General features: G+C 63.0%; 18 protein-coding genes and 2 pseudogenes. 10 read left to right on the forward strand and 10 right to left on the reverse strand.

Annotation, left to right across the window (positions count from 1 at the left end):
- Position 1 precedes the first annotated feature (1 nt).
- From ACNJYB_RS14825 to ACNJYB_RS14845, 5 genes are all read right to left on the reverse strand, one after another.
- Positions 2 to 1,012, reverse strand: coding sequence for a branched-chain amino acid ABC transporter permease (locus tag ACNJYB_RS14825; RefSeq protein WP_439374629.1), 1,011 nt, complete (start codon positions 1,010 to 1,012; stop codon positions 2 to 4).
- Between the two features lie 191 nt (positions 1,013 to 1,203).
- Positions 1,204 to 2,031, reverse strand: coding sequence for a helix-turn-helix domain-containing protein (locus ACNJYB_RS14830; protein ID WP_439374630.1), 828 nt, complete (start codon positions 2,029 to 2,031; stop codon positions 1,204 to 1,206).
- A gap of 124 nt (positions 2,032 to 2,155) precedes the next feature.
- Positions 2,156 to 3,406: an ABC transporter substrate-binding protein gene (locus tag ACNJYB_RS14835; RefSeq protein ID WP_439374631.1), complete on the reverse strand. Its 1,251-nt coding sequence runs from the start codon at positions 3,404 to 3,406 to the stop codon at positions 2,156 to 2,158.
- Between the two features lie 265 nt (positions 3,407 to 3,671).
- Complete coding sequence (locus tag ACNJYB_RS14840) at positions 3,672 to 3,785, reverse strand: SDR family oxidoreductase (protein WP_439375556.1); 114 nt, start codon at positions 3,783 to 3,785, stop codon at positions 3,672 to 3,674.
- Positions 3,782 to 4,255, reverse strand: coding sequence for an SDR family NAD(P)-dependent oxidoreductase (locus ACNJYB_RS14845; protein WP_439374632.1), 474 nt, complete (start codon positions 4,253 to 4,255; stop codon positions 3,782 to 3,784). Before ACNJYB_RS14845 ends, ACNJYB_RS14840 begins: the two co-directional genes overlap by 4 nt.
- Before the next feature lie 33 nt (positions 4,256 to 4,288).
- On the opposite strand from ACNJYB_RS14845, the pseudogene ACNJYB_RS14850 reads away from it, so the two are divergent.
- The 7 genes and pseudogenes from ACNJYB_RS14850 (at position 4,289) to ACNJYB_RS14880 (ending at position 10,886) form a co-directional block, all read left to right on the forward strand.
- Positions 4,289 to 5,547: pseudogene (locus tag ACNJYB_RS14850) on the forward strand (extracellular solute-binding protein).
- A gap of 2 nt (positions 5,548 to 5,549) precedes the next feature.
- The gene (locus tag ACNJYB_RS14855; RefSeq protein ID WP_439374633.1) at positions 5,550 to 6,491 is read left to right on the forward strand and encodes a carbohydrate ABC transporter permease; all 942 of its coding nucleotides are present in this window, start codon (positions 5,550 to 5,552) and stop codon (positions 6,489 to 6,491) included.
- On the forward strand, positions 6,484 to 7,332 hold the full coding sequence (locus ACNJYB_RS14860; protein WP_439374634.1) for a carbohydrate ABC transporter permease: 849 nt from the start codon (positions 6,484 to 6,486) through the stop codon (positions 7,330 to 7,332). The genes ACNJYB_RS14855 and ACNJYB_RS14860 overlap by 8 nt, the downstream gene beginning before the upstream one ends.
- 22 nt (positions 7,333 to 7,354) lie before the next feature.
- The gene (locus tag ACNJYB_RS14865; RefSeq protein WP_439374635.1) at positions 7,355 to 8,452 is read left to right on the forward strand and encodes a Gfo/Idh/MocA family protein; all 1,098 of its coding nucleotides are present in this window, start codon (positions 7,355 to 7,357) and stop codon (positions 8,450 to 8,452) included.
- A 10-nt stretch (positions 8,453 to 8,462) separates the two neighbouring features.
- Entirely contained in the window at positions 8,463 to 9,107 is a 645-nt protein-coding gene (locus ACNJYB_RS14870; protein ID WP_439374636.1) for a ThuA domain-containing protein, read from the forward strand.
- A complete protein-coding gene (locus tag ACNJYB_RS14875) occupies positions 9,104 to 10,153 on the forward strand; it encodes a LacI family DNA-binding transcriptional regulator (RefSeq protein WP_439374637.1) in 1,050 nt (349 codons plus the stop codon). The genes ACNJYB_RS14870 and ACNJYB_RS14875 overlap by 4 nt, the downstream gene beginning before the upstream one ends.
- Before the next feature lie 292 nt (positions 10,154 to 10,445).
- Positions 10,446 to 10,886, forward strand: a complete 441-nt coding sequence (locus ACNJYB_RS14880) for a cupin domain-containing protein (RefSeq protein ID WP_439374638.1) — start codon at positions 10,446 to 10,448, stop codon at positions 10,884 to 10,886.
- Positions 10,887 to 11,008: 122 nt separating this feature from the next.
- On the opposite strand, the gene ACNJYB_RS14885 is transcribed toward ACNJYB_RS14880, so the two are convergent.
- The 5 genes from ACNJYB_RS14885 to ACNJYB_RS14905 form a co-directional block, all read right to left on the reverse strand.
- Complete coding sequence (locus ACNJYB_RS14885; protein ID WP_439374639.1) at positions 11,009 to 11,236, reverse strand: hypothetical protein; 228 nt, start codon at positions 11,234 to 11,236, stop codon at positions 11,009 to 11,011.
- A gap of 98 nt (positions 11,237 to 11,334) precedes the next feature.
- On the reverse strand, positions 11,335 to 11,928 hold the full coding sequence (locus ACNJYB_RS14890; RefSeq protein ID WP_439375557.1) for a DsrE family protein: 594 nt from the start codon (positions 11,926 to 11,928) through the stop codon (positions 11,335 to 11,337).
- 37 nt (positions 11,929 to 11,965) lie between these two features.
- Positions 11,966 to 12,586 (reverse strand): hypothetical protein, encoded by a 621-nt coding sequence (locus ACNJYB_RS14895; RefSeq protein WP_439374640.1) that lies wholly within the window; start codon positions 12,584 to 12,586, stop codon positions 11,966 to 11,968.
- Positions 12,583 to 13,626 (reverse strand): TAXI family TRAP transporter solute-binding subunit, encoded by a 1,044-nt coding sequence (locus ACNJYB_RS14900; protein ID WP_439374641.1) that lies wholly within the window; start codon positions 13,624 to 13,626, stop codon positions 12,583 to 12,585. The genes ACNJYB_RS14895 and ACNJYB_RS14900 overlap by 4 nt, the downstream gene beginning before the upstream one ends.
- 44 nt (positions 13,627 to 13,670) lie before the next feature.
- Entirely contained in the window at positions 13,671 to 16,217 is a 2,547-nt protein-coding gene (locus ACNJYB_RS14905) for a hypothetical protein (RefSeq protein WP_439374642.1), read from the reverse strand.
- Positions 16,218 to 16,876: 659 nt separating this feature from the next.
- Here ACNJYB_RS14905 and ACNJYB_RS14910 point away from each other — a divergent pair.
- The 3 genes and pseudogenes from ACNJYB_RS14910 to ACNJYB_RS14920 all read left to right on the forward strand — a co-directional run bounded on the left by ACNJYB_RS14910 (position 16,877) and on the right by ACNJYB_RS14920 (position 19,028).
- Positions 16,877 to 17,107, forward strand: a complete 231-nt coding sequence (locus tag ACNJYB_RS14910; protein WP_439374643.1) for a hypothetical protein — start codon at positions 16,877 to 16,879, stop codon at positions 17,105 to 17,107.
- Entirely contained in the window at positions 17,103 to 17,477 is a 375-nt protein-coding gene (locus tag ACNJYB_RS14915) for a VanZ family protein (RefSeq protein WP_439375558.1), read from the forward strand. The genes ACNJYB_RS14910 and ACNJYB_RS14915 overlap by 5 nt, the downstream gene beginning before the upstream one ends.
- Positions 17,478 to 17,810: 333 nt before the next feature.
- Positions 17,811 to 19,028, forward strand: a pseudogene (locus ACNJYB_RS14920) (IS3 family transposase).
- The last annotated feature ends 176 nt before the right edge of the window (positions 19,029 to 19,204 follow it).

The following is a 19,204-nucleotide window of genomic DNA, read 5'->3' on the forward strand; positions in this document are numbered from 1 at the left end:
CTCAGCGCCTCGCCAACAGGCCTTGTGGCCGGATCGCCAGCACAAGCACCATGATCAGGAAGGTCACGACGATGGCGTAGGTCGGGATGTAGACCGAGCCGAGCTGCTCGGCGAGGCCGATGATCAGCGCTCCGAGCGCCGCACCGGGGATCGAGCCCATGCCGCCGACGATCACGACCACGAGGGAGGCCAGCAGGAAGCGGATGTCCTCCCCGGGCGACAAGGACTGGAAGGTACCGCCGACCACACCGGCGATGCCGGCAAGCCCCGCGCCGAATGCGAACACCAGCACGAAGACGAGCTGGATGCGCACACCGGTTGCGGCAAGGATATCACGGTCGTCCACACCTGCGCGGATGATCATGCCGATCCGCGTGCGGTTGAGCGCGAGCCACATCGCGACGCCGATGACCACGGACGCGACGAAGATCACGAGCCGCACCATCGGATATCTGAGATAGACCGGCTCGCCCGAGGACTTCACCGCCGTGACCAGCGGCAGATCCACGGGTCCGATCAGCCAGCTCGGGGTCTGGATCTGGTAGAAATCACCGCCGCAGGCCCACAGCATCAGATCGGCAAACACGATCGACAGCCCGATCGTCACCATGGTCTGCCTGAGGTCCTGGCCTTCCATGCGCCGGAACACGATCACCTGGAGCAGCACGCCGACGAGGGCCGTCAGGATGAAGGCGACGATGAAGCTGAGGATCCAGGAGCCGGTCGCCGTGCTGATGGCGTAGCCGACATAACCACCGAACAGATAGAGCGAACCGTGTGCGAGATTGACGTTGCGCATCAGGCCGAAGATCAGCGTGAAACCGCTGGCGACGAGGAAGTAGAGGCCTCCGAGCGTGATCCCGTTGAAGACGGCGTTGAGGAAGACCCGCTTGCGGCCGATCGCCTCTTCGAGACCCGGCGGCCAGACCGCGAAGATCAGCCAGAGTAGCACGGCGCCGGCGATGATCGTGATCAGTGCCCAGGCTGGATGGCGTTCGATGAAACGGCTCATGTGCGCCGTCCGCTTGTTCGGGCGGCACGCCGATGATTCATTGAATGCAGGTCGGACAGCCCTATAGCGGCTGCAGGCCTTGCCATGGACGTGCGCTCCCGTCGGTCGCGATCATCTCGGGATCGCGTTGCCGACATCCTAGCCGCGCGGCGAGGGCGACGTTTGATCGTGAGTATCTTTTCGTGCAGCGGTCAGGCGCGCAAAACCTTGGCCGCGCGACGATAATCGGTCGGGGCCATCCCGACATTGGCGGCGAAGAAGCGGGTGAAGCCGCTCTGCGAGGAGAAGCCGAGATCGAAGCCGATGTCGGCGATCGGCGTCTCGCTGGCCACCAGCGCCTCGAGCGCCTGTTCCATGATCAGCGTGTTGAGATAGAGGTTCGGTGTGACGCCGGTCTGGACGCGGAACAGCCGGTAGAAGTGTGGCCGCGACAGGCCGGACTCCCGGGCGATCGTATCGAGCTCGATCTCGGCGCCGGGACTCTCCGACATCATCTTGATGCATTTGCGCACGCGAAAATCGGTAACGGAGCCGGCGGCGCGCGGATCGCGCGCGATCTCGGCCTGCTGCCAGCTTTCGTCGTAGCAGATGTCGATCAGTCGCCTCAGCTCGGAATCGAGACTGGAGAGTGATGGTGCGCCGCACACGAGCGCGGCGGTCCTCTTGATGTGCTTGTCGAGTGCGGGCGTGCGCTTGAACTGGGTCCGGCCGAAACGCATGCGGTTGGTGCCCGAGGCGTCGGGCGCGAACCATTCAGCATTGACGTAGAGCACGAAGAAGATGGCACCGCCATCGAGATCGGTCGGCAGGAAGTTGTGCGGCTCCCACGGATTCACCGCGACGACGGAAGATTCGTTGAGATCGTAATGTCCGTCGCAAACATCGATGCATGCCGGCATGCCGCCGACATGGAAGATCAGATGACCTTCGCGATGGGCGTGAATATTGAAAGGGCGGTTCAACTGATAAACCGTCGCCCGGCCGAAGCGGCCGTGGAAGACCGCGAGCGCACGGCTCATGCCTTCCCCTCCCGAACGTTCTTGTCTTTTCAGCCAGCCTTCAACAACGCTGCCGAGAATGCAAGTGCGGAGAGCGGCCGCGTCAGCAAGTCGCTCCCCAGTTGCGCACTGCCGATGTGATACGTCAATACTTCTTACATTCCGGCACGGTGCGGCTCGGCAATCCGATCTTGGAGAACACCGCCGGTTCATAGCCGAGTGTCTGATTCACGTTCGGGATCACCTTCACCACCTTGCTGAACAACGCGCCCTTGCCGTCGTCGACGACTTCAGTCACGAAGTTGGTTCCAATCGCCTGGCGGTTGGAGTCGAGCTTGATCTTGCCGTTCGGCGCATCGATCTCGATCTTCGCCAGCGCAGCCTTGAACTTCGATTGGTTGTCGCTGAGATCGCCGTTGACCTCACGCAGCGCCAGGATCAGCGCCATGGTCGAGCCATAATAGTTGGTGGCCAGCAACGACGGGCTCGGGAAGCGCTTGTTCGGAGGGAAGGCGTCCTGATAGGCCTTCACGAATTTCTGCCAACCCGGGTCCTCCCAGGTGTCGGCCTGGCCGCTCGCCGCGATGGTGCCGATGAGGGCATTCTTGGCGTTTCCCTTCGACGACAAGATCGTCTGGTCGATCATGATGGAACCGCCCATCAGATGCGCCTTGCCGCCGGCCTGCTGATACTGGTTCAGGAAGTTGACGGCATCCGCGCCGCCGAGCCCGAGATAGATCGCATCGACGTCGTCGGGCAGGGCGGCGATGACCGAGGCGAAGTCCTTGGTGCCGAGAGGCACCCATTGCCGGTTGGTGACCTGTCCGCCCATGCCGCAGAACTCGAGCACCAGCCCGAATACCTGGGTGTAGATGAAGGAATAGTCCTCGCCGACGGTCGCGATCTTGCGATATTTCTTCTCGTCATAGGCGTATTTGCCGAGGCCGACCTGCCACTGCGCGCCGTCCATGTTGTAGCGGAAGAAGTTCGGGGCAGGGTCGACATAGGTGGTCTCCTGCGCGCCCGATGCCGCGTTGATGAAGGTCAGCTCGGGATGGGTCTTGGCGAAGTTCTTCACCGCGATGCCTTCGTCGCCGGAGAGCGGCGACAGGAGGATCTGCACCTTGTCCTGCTCGATCAGCTTGCGGACCGCGCGCACGGCGGAGTCCGGGGTCGCGTCGGTGGAGGCGACGATGAATTCAAGCTCCTTGTCGCCGATCTTCTTGCCCAGCACGCTGATCGCCGTCTGGTGGCCGCGCATGCCGTCCTCGCCGAGCACCGTGTAGGTCCCTTCGAGCGTCGCGGTGACGCCCACCTTGATTTTTTCCTGGGCAATCGCCGCGCCTGAAAGAAACAGGCTGCTCAGCGCGAGCAGTCCGATACTGCATTTCGACATTGTGCTCCTCCCTGTGTCGTCGATTTGTTGCCGCGCCAAATCGGCGCGTCGCCCGTGGCTGTCGAGCGGCCCGCGGCTTTGGAAGGAAGCTAGCCGAAGTCGAATGCGGTTCATGTGCGGACGCCTCGCTCGGTTTGACGGGCAGTCTCATTTTTGAATGTTGCGGCGCAGATGATTTCGCGCCGCAGCAGGGGGAGATCAATGCAGTGGGAGGGATCCGCGGCTCCCGGTTCGCGTCATGGGGCTGCGACCGGTCTCAAGCATGTCACACCCAGCGGCCATCGACGACGTAGTGTTGAACGGTGCAGGCAGAGGCTTCATCGGAGGCGAGGAACACGGTGAATTTCGCGACCTCGTCGGGGACGAGCCTGCGCTTCAGGCGTTGCCGGCTGCATCGGCTCGACCTCGCCCGGTGGCGTCATCGATCTCTCGAGCTGGCGTTCGGTCATGATCCAGCCCGGTGCTATCGCGTTGACGCGGATATGGAACGGGCCCTAATCGCGCGCCAGAGAGCGCGTGAGACCGACCACGCCCGATTTGCTGGCGGTACAATTCGCGTGCGAGGCGAAGGCCTTCGTCGGCCTTGATGTCGAAGAACACGACCTTGCTCTTTTGCTGCGCGAAGCGATGCACGATCGCAGCGCCAATTCCCGATGCGCTCCCGGTGACGAGAACGACCTTGGCCGGCAAGGTCAGAATAGATGGCGGCCATGGATACCTCTCGACTTGCTTGCGGACCGTGCGAAGCGCCGCCGCCGTTTGCCTCCGGAAATCATAGTCATTTCCGCTGTGAGGTTCATAGATCAGAATTTTAGTTGCGTACCTCAAAAATTGAAGGCAGGATTGCACTCAAAGAAACAGAACAAGCTTGGGAGGAATGTGATGAGGCTGCTCGGGAAGCTGGGACTCGCCGCCGCCGCATGCCTGCTCGGGGCCCATCTGGCCGCAGCCGACACAACAGTGAAATGGCTCCACATCGAGGCCAACCCGGCCCAGGTGAAAATCTGGGAGGAAGTCGCGCGGAGCTATGAGGCGACGCATCCGGGCGTCAAGGTCGAGATGCAATTCCTCGAGAACGAGGCCTACAAGGCCAAGCTGCCGACGATCCTGCAATCCAAGGATCGGCCCAACATCATCTACAGCTGGGCCGGCGGGGTGTTGAAGACGCAGATCGAGGCCGGCGTCCTCGACGACATCACCGATCAGGTCAAGGGTTACAGCGACAGCCTCACACCGGCCGCGCTCGCTGCCTTCACGAGCGGCGGCCGTGTCTATGGTGTGCCGACCGCGCTGTCGCAGGTCGGCTTCCTCTGCAACAAGGAACTGATGGCGAAAGCGAAGGTCGATCCCGGCGCTATCAAGAGCTGGGATGATCTGCTCGCAGCGGTGAAGACACTCAAAGCCGCCGGCGTCACGCCGATCGTGGTCGGCGGCGCCGACAAATGGCCGCTGCACTTCTACTGGACGCATCTCGCGGTGCGCATCGGCGGCAAGCCGGCCTTCGACGCGGCGCTGCGCGGCGAGAATGGCGGCTTCGCCGGCGAGACCTTCCAGAAATCCGGCGAGCTGTTCAAGCAGCTCGTCGATCTCCAGCCGTTCCAGAACGGCTTCCTCGGTTTCAAAAATCCGCAGGCGGTCGGCTATTTCGGGGACGGCAAGGCGGCGATGACGCTCGCCATCAGCACCGTGTATCATCTGCAGCGCGCGCTCGCCGCCGACAAGACGGGCCTCTCCGAGGACAAGATCTGCTGGTTCGACTTCCCGGTCGTGTCAGGCGGCAAGGGTGCCCCGACTGACACGCTCGGCGGCATCACCGGCTGGCTGATCACCAAAGGGTCGCCGAAGGAGGCGGTCGACTTCCTGAAATACTTCGTCTCCAGGGACGTGCAGACGCGGCTGGCCGCGGGCAACTTCATCATCCCGGTGGTACAGGCGCCGATGCCGGCCTCAACAATTCCTTCATGAAGCTGATCGCGGCCAATCTGGCGAAGTCGAACTATCACCAGAACTTCTATGACCAGAGCCTCGGCCCCTCGGTCGGCCGCGTCGTCAACGACGTCACCGCCGAGATTGCCGGCGGCAGCATGAGCCCGCAGGATGCTGCGAAAGCGATCGAGGCGGCCTGGAAGCAGGGCAACTGAAAGTGGCCCGGCGGATCGCGAGCTCGCCGGCCATCGGCGCTGTAGAGGCATCGTTCGCGCCGATCGCGGTCCGCGGCCCGCGCTGGGACGGCCGCTTCACGGTCCTGATCCTGTTCCTGCCGCCGGCACTGCTCTTGTTCACGCTGTTCGTGGTGCTGCCGATCGGCGAAGCGGCGTGGTACTCGGCCTTCAACTGGAACGGGTTCGGCAGGCCGACCAACTGGATCGGCCTCGACAATTACCGGTTCGTGCTGGAAACGCGTGCGTTCTGGCTCGCCTTGCGCAACAACGGGCTGATCATCGCAGTCTCGCTTGCGATCCAGCTGCCCCTTGCGCTCGCTCTCGCCCTGATGCTCGCGGAACGCTTTCGTGGCGCGGTGGCGCTGCGCATGCTGTTCTTCATGCCCTACATCCTGGCCGAGATCGCGACCGGGTTGATCTTCAGCTTCGTCTACGACGGCGATTACGGTCTTGTCGCCTCGATCTGGCGCACCTTCGGGGCCGAGCCGCCCCACCTGCTGGCCTCGACCGACACCGCGATGCTGGCGGTGCTGATCGTGATCGTCTGGAAATATTTCGGCTTCCACATGATGCTGTTCATCGCGGCGCTTCAGAGCCTCGACAAGAGCCTGGTCGAAGCTGCGCGCATCGACGGCGCGACCCGGACGCAGACCCTGCGCCACGTCGTCATCCCCTTGCTCCATCCGACCATCCGGCTCTCCGTATTCTTCGCCATCATCGGCTCGCTGCAGCTGTTCGATCTCGTCATGCCGCTGACGCGCGGCGGGCCTGCGGATTCCTCCAACACAATGGTGAGCTTCCTCTACAACAACGGCATCTCCCGGATGCGGGTCGGCTATGGCAGCGCCATCGGCGTCATTCTGTTCGTGATCTGCGTGACCTTTGCCTTCACCTACAAGCGATGGTTCATGCGCGATGAGTAGGACCGGCACTAACCGCGCGCCGTTCGATCCTGCGGCGTTGTTCAAGGCATTGTTCCTCGCCACCATCGCAGTGTTCGTGCTGGTGCCGCTGCTCGCGACCGTGCTCGGCGGGTTCAAATCGCTCGGCGAACTGCGCGTCAATCCGTTCGGCCTGCCGCAGCACTGGGAGTGGCAGAATTATGCGGACATCCTGTTCTCCGCGCGCTACTGGCAGCTGTTGCGTAACTCGCTGATCATCTCGGCGCTCGCGGTGACATTGACCCTGGTGGTGGCCTCGATGGCGGCCTTCGCCTTCGCCCATGTCAGGTTCTACGGCAGCTCGATGTTGCTGAGCTATTTGACGCTTGGCCTGCTGTTCCCCGCCGCGACCGCGGTGTTGCCGCTCTTCATCAAGGTGCGCGATCTCGGGCTGCTCGATACCTATTTCGGCGTGGCGCTGCCGCAGGTGGCTTTCAGCCTGGCGATGAGCGTGCTGCTGCTGCGCCGTTTCTTCAAGGACATCCCCTACGAGCTGCTGGAGGCTGCGCTGGTCGACGGCTGCAGCTACATCAAGTTCTTCCGCTACGTGACATTGCCTTTGTCGAGGCCGATCCTGGCGACCGTCGGCACGATCACCTTCGTCAACAGCTGGAACGCCTATCTGTTGCCGCTGGTGATGCTGAACACCGATGCGCTCTATCCCTGGCCGCTCGGCATCATGGTTTATCAGGGGGAGTATTCCTCCGAGTGGCACCTGATCCTCGCTTTCATCACGCTGACGATCCTGCCGACGGTCATTCTCTTCCTTCTGGCGCAGAAGCACATCGTCGCCGGCCTGACCGCGGGCGCGGTCAAGGGCTGAACGGCATCTCACGGAGATCATAATGAGAAAAATAGGCATCGGAATCGTCGGCTGCGGCAATATCAGTACCGCCTATCTGAAGGCGGCCCAGCGCTTCCCCGTCCTCGAGATCAAGGCACTCGCCGACATGCGCAGCGACGCCGCGGAGCGTCAGGGCGCCGCCTTCGGGCTGTCGGCGATGCGGGTCGATCAATTGCTGAGGCGCGACGACGTCGAGATCGTCGTCAACCTCACGGTGCCGCTGGCCCACACCGACGTCAGCCTTGCGGTGCTGAACGCCGGCAAGCACGTGCATTCGGAGAAGCCGCTCGGCATCAACGTCACCGAAGCGCGCAAGGTGATGGACCTTGCGGCGCAGAAGAACCTTCGCGTCGGCTGCGCGCCCGACACGTTCCTCGGCGGCGGGCATCAGACCGCGCGCAAGCTGATTGACGACGGCGCGATCGGCACGCCCGTGGCGGGCAGTGCCTTCTTCGGCTGCCCCGGTCACGAGCGCTGGCATCCGGCGCCGGGCTTCTATTATCTGCGCGGCGGCGGGCCGATGTTTGACATGGGGCCGTACTACATCACCGATCTCGTGCAGTTGCTCGGACCGGTCGCGAGCGTGATGGGCTCGACGGCGCGTCCACGATCGGAGCGGCTGGTCACCAGTCAGCCCATGAACGGGACGCTGATCCCCGTCGAGGTGCCGACCCATGTCGCGGGCACGCTCGAATTCGAAAGCGGGGCGGTCGTGTCGATCGCGATGAGCTTCGATGTCCCGAAGCACCGGCATGCGCCGATCGAGATCTATGGCGACAAGGGCAGCATGATGGTGCCGGATCCGAACCGCTTCGGCGGCGAAGTGCAGGTCGCCAGGACCGGCGGTGAGTGGGAGACGGTGCCGCTCACGCACGGTCACGTCGAGGGCGAATTCCGCTCCATCGGCGTCGCCGAGATGGCCTCCGCGATCCTGGCCAACCGGCCGCACCGTGCCAGCGGCGCGCTTGCCTTCCACGTGCTGGAGGTGATGGAGGCGTTCCTGACCTCCGCCGACGAAGGGCGGCGGGTCAAAATCGAAAGCCGCGTCGAACGGCCGGCGATGTTGCCGGCCGGACGCGAAACCGGACAGATCGACTGAGGACAGAGACATGCGCAAGGCAATGATTGTTTGGGGCGGTTGGCCGGGTCACGATCCCGATCTCTGTGCGTCGATGATCCGGGGCTGGCTGAAGGCCGAGGGCTTCGAGGTGCGGATCGAGACCACGACGGCGGCGTTCGCCGATGACGCGATCCACGATCTGTCGCTGATCATCCCGATCTACACCATGTCGAAGATCGAGAAGGCGGAGGCGCTCAATCTCTGCGCGGCGGTGCGCAGCGGCGTCGGGCTCGCCGGCCACCATGGCGGGATGTGCGATGCGTTTCGCGATTCGGTCGATTATCAGTTCCTGTGCGGCGGGCAGTGGGTTGCCCATCCCGGCAACATCATCGACTACAAGGTCGACTTGACGAAGCCGGAGGACCCCATCATGAAGGGTCTCAGCAGTTTCGAGCATCGTTCAGAGCAGTACTACATGCATGTCGACCCCGCCAACGAGGTGTTGGCGACGACGACCTTCACCGGAGAGCACGCACCCTGGATCGAGGGGGTGGTGATGCCCGTGGTGTGGAAGAAGCGCTACGGCGAGGGCAGGGTGTTCTATTCCTCGCTCGGCCACCGCGCCTACGAGCTCGACGTGCCGGAGATCCGAACGCTGATGATCCGCGGCATGTTGTGGGCGGCGCGCGAATGACAGCCGGCGCGGCCCAGCCGGTCGTTCGCGCCACGCTCGAGGATGTCGCGCGCGCGGCCGGCGTTTCGCTCGCCACCGTCGACCGCGTCGTCAACCGGCGCGAGGGCGTGCGCGCCAAGACGGTCGCCCGTGTCGAGGCTGCGGTGGCGAAACTCGGCTATCGTGCCGACGTCGCGGCGGCGCGGCTAGCGCGTGGTCAGAGTTTCCGCTTCGCCTTCGTGCTGCCGAGCGGCAGCAACAGCTTCATGACCAACCTGACCGAGCAGGTCCGGCGCACCGCGGAGTGGCTCGCCGGCCAGCGCGGCTTCATCGATATCCTCCATGTCGACGTGTTCGATCCGGATGTGCTCGCCGGCGCGCTGGAGACGCTCTCGCCGGCCTATCAGGGCGTGGCCGTCATCGCGCTCGACCATCCCAGGGTACGCGCCGCGATCGACGAGCTCGCATCGCGCGGGGTCGCCGTGGTGACCCTTGTGTCGGACGCGCCGAGCGCGCGCCGCCTCCATTACGTCGGAATAGACAATCCGGCCGCGGGCCGCACCGCGGCTACGCTGATGGGACGTTTCCTTGCCGGCGGCGAGGGGACGGTTGCGGTGATCGCCGGATCGTTGTCGCTGCGCGATCACACCGAGCGGCAGTTCGGCTTCCACCAGATCCTCTCCAGTGAATATCCGAACCTGCGCGCGCTCCCGGTCCTCGAGGGGCGCGACGACAGCGACCGCACGCGGGAGCTCACGGCCGCGCTGCTCGTGCGCCATGCCGATCTCCGCGGCATCTATTGCTGCGGGGCCGGGAACCGCGGCATTGCCGATGCGCTCGAGGCCTCGGGACGCGCGCGCGAGGTGGTCTGGATCACCCATGAACTGACCCAGCACACGCGGCGCTTCCTGGTCCGCGGCACGCTGGATGCCATCATCAACCAGGATCCCGGCCACGAAGCACGTTCCGCGGCGCGCGTCCTGCTCGCGCATTGCTCGGGCGAGCCTATCAGCCCCGACCAGGAGCGGATCCGCATCGACATTTTTCTGCGCGACAATCTGCCGTAACGAGCATATCCGCTGGCAAGCACCGTCTTTGAGATAGCGGTGGTAGCCATGCGATGCGCGGCGTTGAAAAAACGCATTGCCAGCAACATTCGGAAGAGCGGAGCTGTCAAAAGCAGCGCAAAACACCGTCCGCGAACCTGCCGGGCCGAGGTACCTCGTAATGGTGCTCATATCGGGGAGTGCGACAAGTCGGCATCTTCACGGGCTTCGACGGAGGCCTGAATATGCCGAGGTGGGCAAGAGAGGGATCAAATGCCCATCAAACAAAGCGAATGATGCAGTTGAGGCGGAGATGCGCGAACTTGTTGAAGCGGCACATTGCGAGACGGTTGAACTCAAGCCGTCACCCATCGAGCCGTCGTGGATCATTGAAGGCCACCCGGAAGCTCGTTCGCACCTGGTGTCGAAGAGCGCGTGCAAGACCGCGTGGACCATGATCTGGTCCTGCACCGAAGGCAAGTTCAACTGGCATTACGATTTCGACGAGACCGTCGTGATCCTGGAAGGATCAATCATGCTCGAGGTCGATGGTGCACCCCCGGCGCGTTATGGTGCCGGCGACGTGATCTTGTTCCGCACTGGTGCACATGCCAAGTGGCACGTCGAGGATCGTGTGAAGAAGGTCGCCTTCTGCCGGCTGAACAATCCAGCTCCCCTGGGCCTTGTCATCCGTGCTGCCAAGAAGCTCAAGTCACTGATGCCCGGCCACCCTGTGGCGTCGCGACTCAGTTGACGGACGCGAGGTAATTGCCGGACAGGAAAGGTGATGTCGTTCAATGGCGGCCCCACTTCTCTCGATCGAATTGGAATGATCCTGGAACGGGATTTGATCAGGGGCCGATCTTGACTCATCCATCAATCCGGTTTCACCGGGTCGATGTCGTCATCGATGGGTGCCACATAGTTCACGTGCAGCGTGATTGGAACCTTCGATCCGTCCAGAACCACGCGCAGGCTTTTCGGATAAAATCCGCTGCCGATGACGCGTCCGGTCTTTCCAGCCAGGCGAGCGCCGGCTTCAGCCTTTACCCGGACCCGCGAGCCCGGAGGAAACCCGAGACTGGTGCAGGCTGATTCCGGCATGACTTTCTCAGCAGTGAATGACACAGCGCTCGACGCTGCGAATTGGAAATGCTCCTAGACGCGGCGATGGTCGCCGACGTCATGCCGCTACTTACCTGTCACGGCTTGACGTAGGTCCAGCCCATCTCCTGCAGTTCCATCACGCGCACGACGCCCGATTTCACGATCTCCGCCTGACGAACAATGGGTATGTCCTTGTTCTCGGCCTTCTTCATCTTCTCCTGGGTGTTGCCGCAGGCCTTGAACGAAACCTCAGGCGTGCTCAGAGCCATTTCCTCGATGCGCGCTCTTACCGGCGAGGTGTCGTCACGCAGCATGTGCAGCCCGGGTCCAAACGTGACGACCTCGATCTTCACCTTCTCGCCCGCGTCCTTGTAGTATTGCGCCACGTTGGTCGCGTTGTTGAGCGCAAGATTCATCGCCGGGGCGTCATTGGTGTTTACCTGCAGGATCAAATGATGCTCTTTTGCCTTCGGTGCAGCCGAATCCTTCATATGGGCAAAGGCGTCCTGCGTTCGCCTTGCCGGCTTCGCCACGTGTCGTTTCGCGTGCGCAGCCCTATACTGGACTTGTTGCCCGTCCGCCGGCGTCCAATATCTTCCGCCTTGCTCCGCGGCCGCAAACGATGCAGAAGCCAGAATTGTAATTGCCGCCATCGAGAACACCTTGATATTATGTTGGAACGTCATCATCATCTGCCTCCATCGAGAAAGTCGTTTTCGCATGTGATCAATGACTCGGTGTCGCAAGCGCGCGCGGCCATTTGCATGCCGCTGCTATCTTCGCACGCGCTTCGTCCAACCCAGCGAGGGAGAACCATCCGTCATGGGCGGCGCCACCCCGTCGCGAGAACAGGACAAGGAGGTCCCCGCTGTCTGGAAGCGAGTGCACCAAGCGAACAACTTCCCCCGTGAACGCAACGCCGGGCCCGGAGGCCGGGACGGCTGCCCCGATTTGCATCGCCGGGTTATCATTGATGCGGTAAAAAATTGCATCGTCACCGCCTCCACGCGAGATGCCAGCCCCGGTGAGCACCAACTCGGTCCGGCCGCTGCGGCAGCGAATCGACAGTTGCATCGCGGACTCGTCGGCTCCGCCGCGTGACGAGGTCGTGGCGGTCGCGATCGGAGAGTAGTCTATCGGTGAGGTCGTCAGGCTGACGACCCAGCCGTTGTCGAGGGACTGACGATGCGGAGGCTCCGCGGTGCGGGTCAATTTGTCCAGGCACTCGAGGCGCTCCGTGTGCTGCTTCTGAAGGCACGAGCGAAGCTGGGTCATCGAATCCTGGGCCGACGCGATGCCGCCTGTAGCCCCGAGCACGATTGGAAGCAGGATCGCGGCGCGGTTCATTGCGATGCTTGTGTTGCGCGGTGCTGACGATCCAGCCACGCCTGCGCCGCAGGGACGCGTACGAGACCCGGAACCGTCGCAGCAAGATTGATGGATTTCCACTTGGGGTCGAAACCGGGGGCTTGCAGCCTGTCGATCCGGGAGAACAGGTGTTCGATGAAGCGCGAGACGCGCTCGGAGCGATTTGACTTGGCCGGCCAATTGAAGGCGACCAGAGCGGTCGGCACGGCGATCGTCGAAACCCGTTCGCCCGGCTTGATCAGATTGGGGTAGTCGGCCTCACCGAGGGAGGCGGGAAGATAGTAGTCCTCAAAACGGCCGTCATAGGGGAGGGACAGGAACTTGAAGCCCTGCTCCCAGCGGCCTCGTACGAAGGCATCCACCGGCTTGGAGGTAATGAAGACAACGGCTGCAATCTCACCCTTGCGCATTTGCTCGAGCGCGATCTGGTGCGGAATGAACGTCTTTTCCACCTCGAGCTTGAGGCGGCTGAAGATCAGTGGGCCCGAATAGGCCGCAGCGGTGCCCTGTGTATTGAAGTTGACCTTCTTGCCGGAAAGATCGCTCAAGCTCTGGATCTCCGGTCGAACGAAGATATGCAGCTCGGACGGGAACAGGTTCAAGACATACGCAACTCGTCGTTGGATGTCCGGCACCTGGCTCTTGTATTCCTCGAGCGCGTCGGAATTGATGATTGCGGCATCGATGCCCCGCAAATAGAGCAGGGAGTTCAGGTTCTCGGTGGCACCGCGCGTGACGACCGGCAGAACGTGCAGGTTATCCCCGTCGTCGACCACTCGCGCGATCTCTGCCGCCAGGCGGATCGGTGCCCCCTCGAGCAGGCCGCCGGCCAGGCCGACGGTCCAGGCGTTCATGGAGAGCACCTCGGGTCTTGGCTGCGAAGGCGCGGGCCGAACCGGCCGAGCATTGTGGGACTGCGAATTCAACGGCCGCGCGTCGGCCCAGGGCTGAACGGCTATGAGCGATGATGCGAACGCCGCAAGCAAGGCCAACCGACGGAATCCTATGAACGCTTTCATCGACGAACTCCCTTTACGCACGCTGCATCCGTGTTTTGGTCTTTCTATCGGCGCAACGCTTCGTATCGCGCTTTTGCTTCCTTGATTCCCCCAGCTTCGGCTCGAGCATAAAGATCTCGCGCTTTAGTGGAATCCCCTTGCGTTCCGTACGTTCCGAAATTCGGAAGGATCAGCGGATCGTAGGTTTCCGCGAGCGCGAAGCTTGCTTTCGCGCTCCCCATCTCAGCGGCGCGCTCCAGCACGATCCGGGCAGAGCCGATGTCTCCCTGTTCAAGTAGTGCGCTCGCGCGCGCGACCAATTTCTCCGCCTGCGCGCTGCTGTTAGACTGGACCTCAGCGTCGCCCTGGCTGCGCACCGGTATGGCCTTCTCTTGGACTTGTCTGTCTCCGACCGATTTCTGTTGGAGGGGCTTGTCGCGGACGAGTCCATCTTGCGGAGGCCGGTTTTGAATTGGCCGGGCCGGTGCCGACGACGGCTCCTCGCGCGCGGCCTTGCCGGTGGTAGCCGGCGGAGGCGCAGCGGAGAGAGTTTTCGCCGCAAGCGCGCCGTTATCTCGACGCGCCAATGCCAGATCCCTTTCCAACCCCGCGGCGCGCTCGCGCTCACGCTGCAACAGGCTCCGCAGCTCGGCCGATTCGCGCTCTCCTGCCTGCTTGATCCGTGCCACGTCCTCGCTCGCCTTGGACGCCCGTTCGGTCTGCGCGTCGAGCTCGCGGTTTGCTTTCGCAAAGTCCCGGGCCAGCTGTTCAGCCCGCTCGCGCTCCTGCCGCTGCGATTGCTCCAGCGAGGCCGTATTGCTCGCCGCCGTCTGTCTGAGCTGTGCCGCTTCCTCGCTGGCTTTGGCCGCTTGAGCTTCGTATGCGTAGACCTTGCTGCGAGCGATCGAGAGATCCTGCGCCAGCGCATCGGCTCTCTCGCGCTCCTTCTGCATCGAACGTCTCTGCTCCGCGGCGCCGGCCTTGGCTGCTTGCGTCAGCTTGGCGACTTCGTCGCTGGCATTTGCCGCCAGCGTCGTCTGCGCATCAATGTCTCGTCGCGCAGCTGCAAGCGCCTGCTCGAGCTGGCTGATCCGATCCCGCTCCTGTTTTACGAGGGTCTGCAATTCTGCTGCGCTGCTTTCTCCTGCCACTTTCGGTAGGGAGGCGTTTTCGTCGGCTTTCGCCACCGCTGCCGTTTGTACCTGGTATGCATAAATTGCGGTTCTTGTCAGAGAGAGATCCTGGTCAAGCGTCTCAGCCCCGGGGCGCTCTTTCTGCATCGATTGCCTCAAGGCGCTGACCTCCGCCGCCCGACTTCGCTGCGAAAGTTCCTCGTTTGCCCTTGCCGCCAGCGCAGACTGGGTTTCGGCATCGTGCCGCGCAGCTGCCAGATCCTGCTCCAGCCGCGCCGACCGTCCGCGCTCCTGCTCCACCGTCTTCTGGAACTCCGCGGCGCCGCGCTCGCCCGCCTGTTTCAGCCGCAACGTTTCCTCACCTGCTTTTGTGGCCAGAGCAGTCTGGGTTTCGAGATCGCGCCGCGCGGCTGCGAGATCCTGCTCCAACCGCGCCGACCGCCCGCGCTCCTCCTGGAGCGATGTCTGCAGCTCCGCGGCGCCGCTTTCGCCCGCCTGTTTCAGCCGGGACGTTTCCTCACCTGCTTTCGTCGCCAGCGCAGTCTGGGTTTCGAGATCGCGCCGCGCGGCTGCGAGATCCTGCTCCAGCCGCGCCGACCGCTCGCGCTCCTCCTGGAGCGATCTCTGCAGCTCGACGGAGCCGCTTTCGCCCGCCTGTTTCAGCCGGGACGTTTCCTCACCTGCTTTCGCCGCCAGCGCAGTCTGGGTTTCGACGTCGCGTCGCGCGACTGCGAGATCCTGCTCCAGCCGCGCCGACCGCTCGCGCTCCTGCTGGAGCGATGTCTGCAGCTCCGCGGCGCCGTTTTCGCCCGCCTGTTTCAGCCGGGACGTTTCCTCGCCTGCTTTCGCCGCCAGCGCACTCTGGGTTTCGACGTCGCGCCGCGCGGCTGCGAGATCCTGCTCCAGCCGCGCCGACCGCTCGCGCTCCTCCTGCAGCAACGTCTGCAGCGCAGCCGCGCCACTCTCGCCCGCTTCATTCAGCCGGGAAGCGTCCTTCAGTCGGGAGGCTTCCTCGACGGCCTTCGACGCCAGGGCCTTTTGGGTTTCGATCTCGCGCCGCGCGGCTGCGAGATCCTGCTCCAGCCACTCGGCCCGATCGTGCTCCTGCTCGAGACGTTGCAGCAACTCGATGTCGCGCCTCGCGAGGGCAAGTTCGCGGGTCAGTGACTCTGCCCAGTCGCGTTGCTGCTCTGGAGATCGTTGCGGAGTTGCCGTCTCGCCAGTCGTCGCTTGCGCAATCTGTATCGACTTGTTACTGCCGTCTGTGCGCCGCAGCAAGGTCTCGAACTCGTCAGAGCCGGGAGTGCGGGCAGTCGTCGCCTGTTGCGGATCTGCAAGGTGTCGCGGCTGAGCCGGCGACGCCTCCATTTCCAAGGACCATGTCATCGCGAGCATGACGGCCGCCATCCACAGGGGTGCACATCGTCCCAGCGTGAGGCAGATCTTCATTCCCCCGTTGAGCATGACCGTGCGGGCCATCTGCAATCACCTGTCGCGCGGCGATATGACATCCTTCAGATGTCTCCAGATGTCGCATTATGCCCTCCATCTGTAGGCGAATCATATAGCTCGCATGGAGGACCCTCCCCACCTCTTTTGAGTTAGGCTACGGATTGTGCCCGATCATTGAGGCTGGAGCCTGGGGCCGGCCATGCCCGGGCCTGCGAGGAGCGGCTTCCTGGATCGCCATGGCGTTCCCTCAATCCTGAGGAAAGCAGATGCTATTGTCTCCAAGAAACAGCGCATCACAACTGCCATGGATGGCTACTCCCTTTGCGGATCAGCCTTTACCAATCGCTATTTGAAATTGTATGTCGACCGTTCAATGATGTTTCGGATCTAGTCGGCGATGCGCCGATCCAGAGCAAGCGCGCAAGCCCGTATCGTTGCAGGAAGGCCACTTCCGGATTTTGGCTCGGTGTCCGATCCTTTTGGAGTACTCTCCTTTGGTTCACGCACATCAGGAATCCTGCATTCCTATGTCAGGAGCAGGTGCTAACCATTGGCGTGGTGTTCCACCGCAAAGCTGGGGCATGAACTTGGTCGAAAGGATTTCCGCAGCAGGACATCGGGATTGCTCCAGAGCAGCTAGCGTCGCTACGCTACCTGCAAACGAACACACCCTGCTGCAGTCCCGTATGCTCAGCCTGGAAACTGGCAGGATCTGGCTTGAGCTGGGAGCACTGCAGCCGACTGCATCGTTCGAGGTTGGCGGCCTCGGCGCGGCGTGGGGAGAATATTTGCTGAAAGATGCGATATCGACGTTGCGGTTTGCGCTGAGTGGAGGGAGCATGTTCTTGAAAATCAAGGCTCAGAAAATGGAGTGCCCCGGCTGGGACAATCAATCGAGGCGCGCTGGTGATTATTAGCGCTCTTCTTCGGCTCGTCGCGTGGGGGCTCGCGGCCGCTGTCACTTTCGTAACGCTAGGACCTCAGAACGTTCGGCCTCACCCTGTTCTCGGACAGCACGGCGATCACGCGCTCGCCTTCCTTCTGGTCGGGATTGCCTTCGGCCTGGCCTATCCGCAGCGGCGCTGCACTACTTCAGCGGTCGCCGTCACCCTGATCGGCCTGCTTGAGATCATGCAACTATGGGTGCCGGGACGGCACGCGAGGTTTGGGGATTTTGTTGTCGATGCGTTCTCGGCCTGCATCGGCTTCGCGCTGTCCGTCGCCGTCGACCGGATGATGGCGCAGCTTGGCAGAGATCCCGACCCGTTGACACGCGAACGTCCCTGACGGGCAGGCGGATCTGCCTCTCCCAAGCCTTCCTGCGAGGCACATGCCCCCGCCTTATGACGCCAACACAACCGACTTCGTGGACCAAGGCGAATTATCCGGGCTGAGAAAGCAGGGCGTTCGGCCGCTCGTGCGGAGCGGCTGGATCTGGTCGCTTTCGAAGCGAAGGCCCCGAAGCGAGCCGGCGAGCGCTTGGCAGTCGAACCGCATGTACATCGTCGGCGGTGCTGACCGCGAGGCGAGCGCGCGATAATCAACAGGTGAACTGCACCCCGTTTTGACCGGACAACGGCGTTAGCCGGAGGAGCTAGGCCTAGTCCTAGGCATACGCCTATGTCCGAGACGTTTTCGAAGGTGGAAGTCATCACCGGCGTTGCCCGCCGGCGGCGGTTTACGACGGAGCAGAAGCTCGTGGTCGTCAACGAGACGCTGCAACCGGGCATGTCGATCAGCTATGTTGCTCGTCGCCATGGGCTCTCCCCGAGCCTGGTCTTCCGATGGAGGAGGCTGATGAGTGAAGGGGGCAAGGAAGCGGTGCGGGCCGACGAGGATGTAGTCGCCGCGTCCGAGGTCCGGCGGCTCGAGCAACGGGTTCGAGACCTCGAACGCCTGCTGGGCCGCAAGACCATGGAGGTCGAGATCCTCAAGGAGGCTCTTGACCTTGCACGGGTAAAAAAACCGACCTTGCTGTCGCGATCGCAGGCACCGGAGGATACCCCGTGAAACGGATCGCAGAGACCCTCCGGGTGGCCGGTTCCAACCTGGTTGAGCGAGCGGGTGGCAGGCGTCCGAACCGCGGTCCCCAGACCCGCGCCGGGGATGCGGAGCTCACGTCTGATATCCGGCGCCTGGTGGATAGCCGCCCGAGCTATGGATACCGGCGGATCGCCGCGCTCCTCAAGCGCGAGCGGCGATCCGCCGGCCATGACCCCGTCAACGCCAAGCGCGTCTACCGGCTGATGAAGAAAAGTGGCTTGTTGCTGGCCCGGCATACAGGGCGCCGCCTCCCGCGGGCCCATGACGGAACGATCATGACAAGCCGCTCCAACGAGCGTTGGTGTTCGGACGCGCTGGAGTTCACCTGCTGGAATGGCGAGATCGTGCGGGTTGCCTTTGCCCTGGACAGCCATGACCGCGAGGTCATCGGCTGGGTGGCCACAACGGCCGGGATCTCCGGTGAGATGATCCGAGACATGATGGTCCACTGTGTCGAGCAGCGGTTCGCCGACATCCGGGCTCCACGCAAAGTGCAATGGCTGACCGACAATGGATCCATCTTCGCCGCTTATCGCACTCTTGAGATTGCCGCGGCCCTCAACCTCGAGCCCTGCTTCACGCCGGTCGAAAGCCCCGAGAGCAACGGCATGGCCGAGGCGTTCGTGAAGACCTTCAAGCGTGACTATGTTCGGGTGAACCCGATCCCTGACGCCAGCACCGCGCTGCAGCGGATCGACCAATGGATGGAGGATTACAACTCAGAACACCCACACTGGCTACCGCTCACCGCGGGAGTACATTGCATCACTCAAACCAGCCGAGTGTCCGGTCTAACGGGGGCAACTCCAACAGGCCTCAGTGCACGGGCGCGCGGGCGCCCCGCCGCCGCTTGGAGCGGTGCCGCGGATCGGTAAATTTGAGCTCGGCGACCAGTCGCCAGATCTGAACCTCGTGGCCGTCCGCCAACCGCCCGGCCCGCTCGGTTGCGGACGCGTCGTCTGGGCAGTGGA

The organism is Bradyrhizobium sp. SMVTL-02, from assembly GCF_051853005.1.
Lineage (GTDB): Bacteria > Pseudomonadota > Alphaproteobacteria > Rhizobiales > Xanthobacteraceae > Bradyrhizobium.

Bases quoted from the DNA above. Each gene is read 5' to 3' on its own strand.
- ACNJYB_RS14830 (WP_439374630.1), bottom strand. From the start codon at position 2,031: ATGAGCCGTGCGCTCGCGGTCTTCCACGGCCGCTTCGGCCGGGCGACG.
- ACNJYB_RS14890 (WP_439375557.1), bottom strand. From the start codon at position 11,928: ATGATGACGTTCCAACATAATATCAAGGTGTTCTCGATGGCGGCAATT.
- ACNJYB_RS14835 (WP_439374631.1), bottom strand. From the start codon at position 3,406: ATGTCGAAATGCAGTATCGGACTGCTCGCGCTGAGCAGCCTGTTTCTT.
- ACNJYB_RS14825 (WP_439374629.1), bottom strand. From the start codon at position 1,012: ATGAGCCGTTTCATCGAACGCCATCCAGCCTGGGCACTGATCACGATC.
- ACNJYB_RS14860 (WP_439374634.1), top strand. From the start codon at position 6,484: ATGAGTAGGACCGGCACTAACCGCGCGCCGTTCGATCCTGCGGCGTTG.
- ACNJYB_RS14905 (WP_439374642.1), bottom strand. From the start codon at position 16,217: ATGGCCCGCACGGTCATGCTCAACGGGGGAATGAAGATCTGCCTCACG.
- ACNJYB_RS14885 (WP_439374639.1), bottom strand. From the start codon at position 11,236: ATGCCGGAATCAGCCTGCACCAGTCTCGGGTTTCCTCCGGGCTCGCGG.
- ACNJYB_RS14910 (WP_439374643.1), top strand. From the start codon at position 16,877: ATGCTCAGCCTGGAAACTGGCAGGATCTGGCTTGAGCTGGGAGCACTG.
- ACNJYB_RS14875 (WP_439374637.1), top strand. From the start codon at position 9,104: ATGACAGCCGGCGCGGCCCAGCCGGTCGTTCGCGCCACGCTCGAGGAT.
- ACNJYB_RS14900 (WP_439374641.1), bottom strand. From the start codon at position 13,626: ATGAAAGCGTTCATAGGATTCCGTCGGTTGGCCTTGCTTGCGGCGTTC.
- ACNJYB_RS14865 (WP_439374635.1), top strand. From the start codon at position 7,355: ATGAGAAAAATAGGCATCGGAATCGTCGGCTGCGGCAATATCAGTACC.
- ACNJYB_RS14895 (WP_439374640.1), bottom strand. From the start codon at position 12,586: ATGAACCGCGCCGCGATCCTGCTTCCAATCGTGCTCGGGGCTACAGGC.
- ACNJYB_RS14870 (WP_439374636.1), top strand. From the start codon at position 8,463: ATGCGCAAGGCAATGATTGTTTGGGGCGGTTGGCCGGGTCACGATCCC.
- ACNJYB_RS14880 (WP_439374638.1), top strand. From the start codon at position 10,446: ATGCGCGAACTTGTTGAAGCGGCACATTGCGAGACGGTTGAACTCAAG.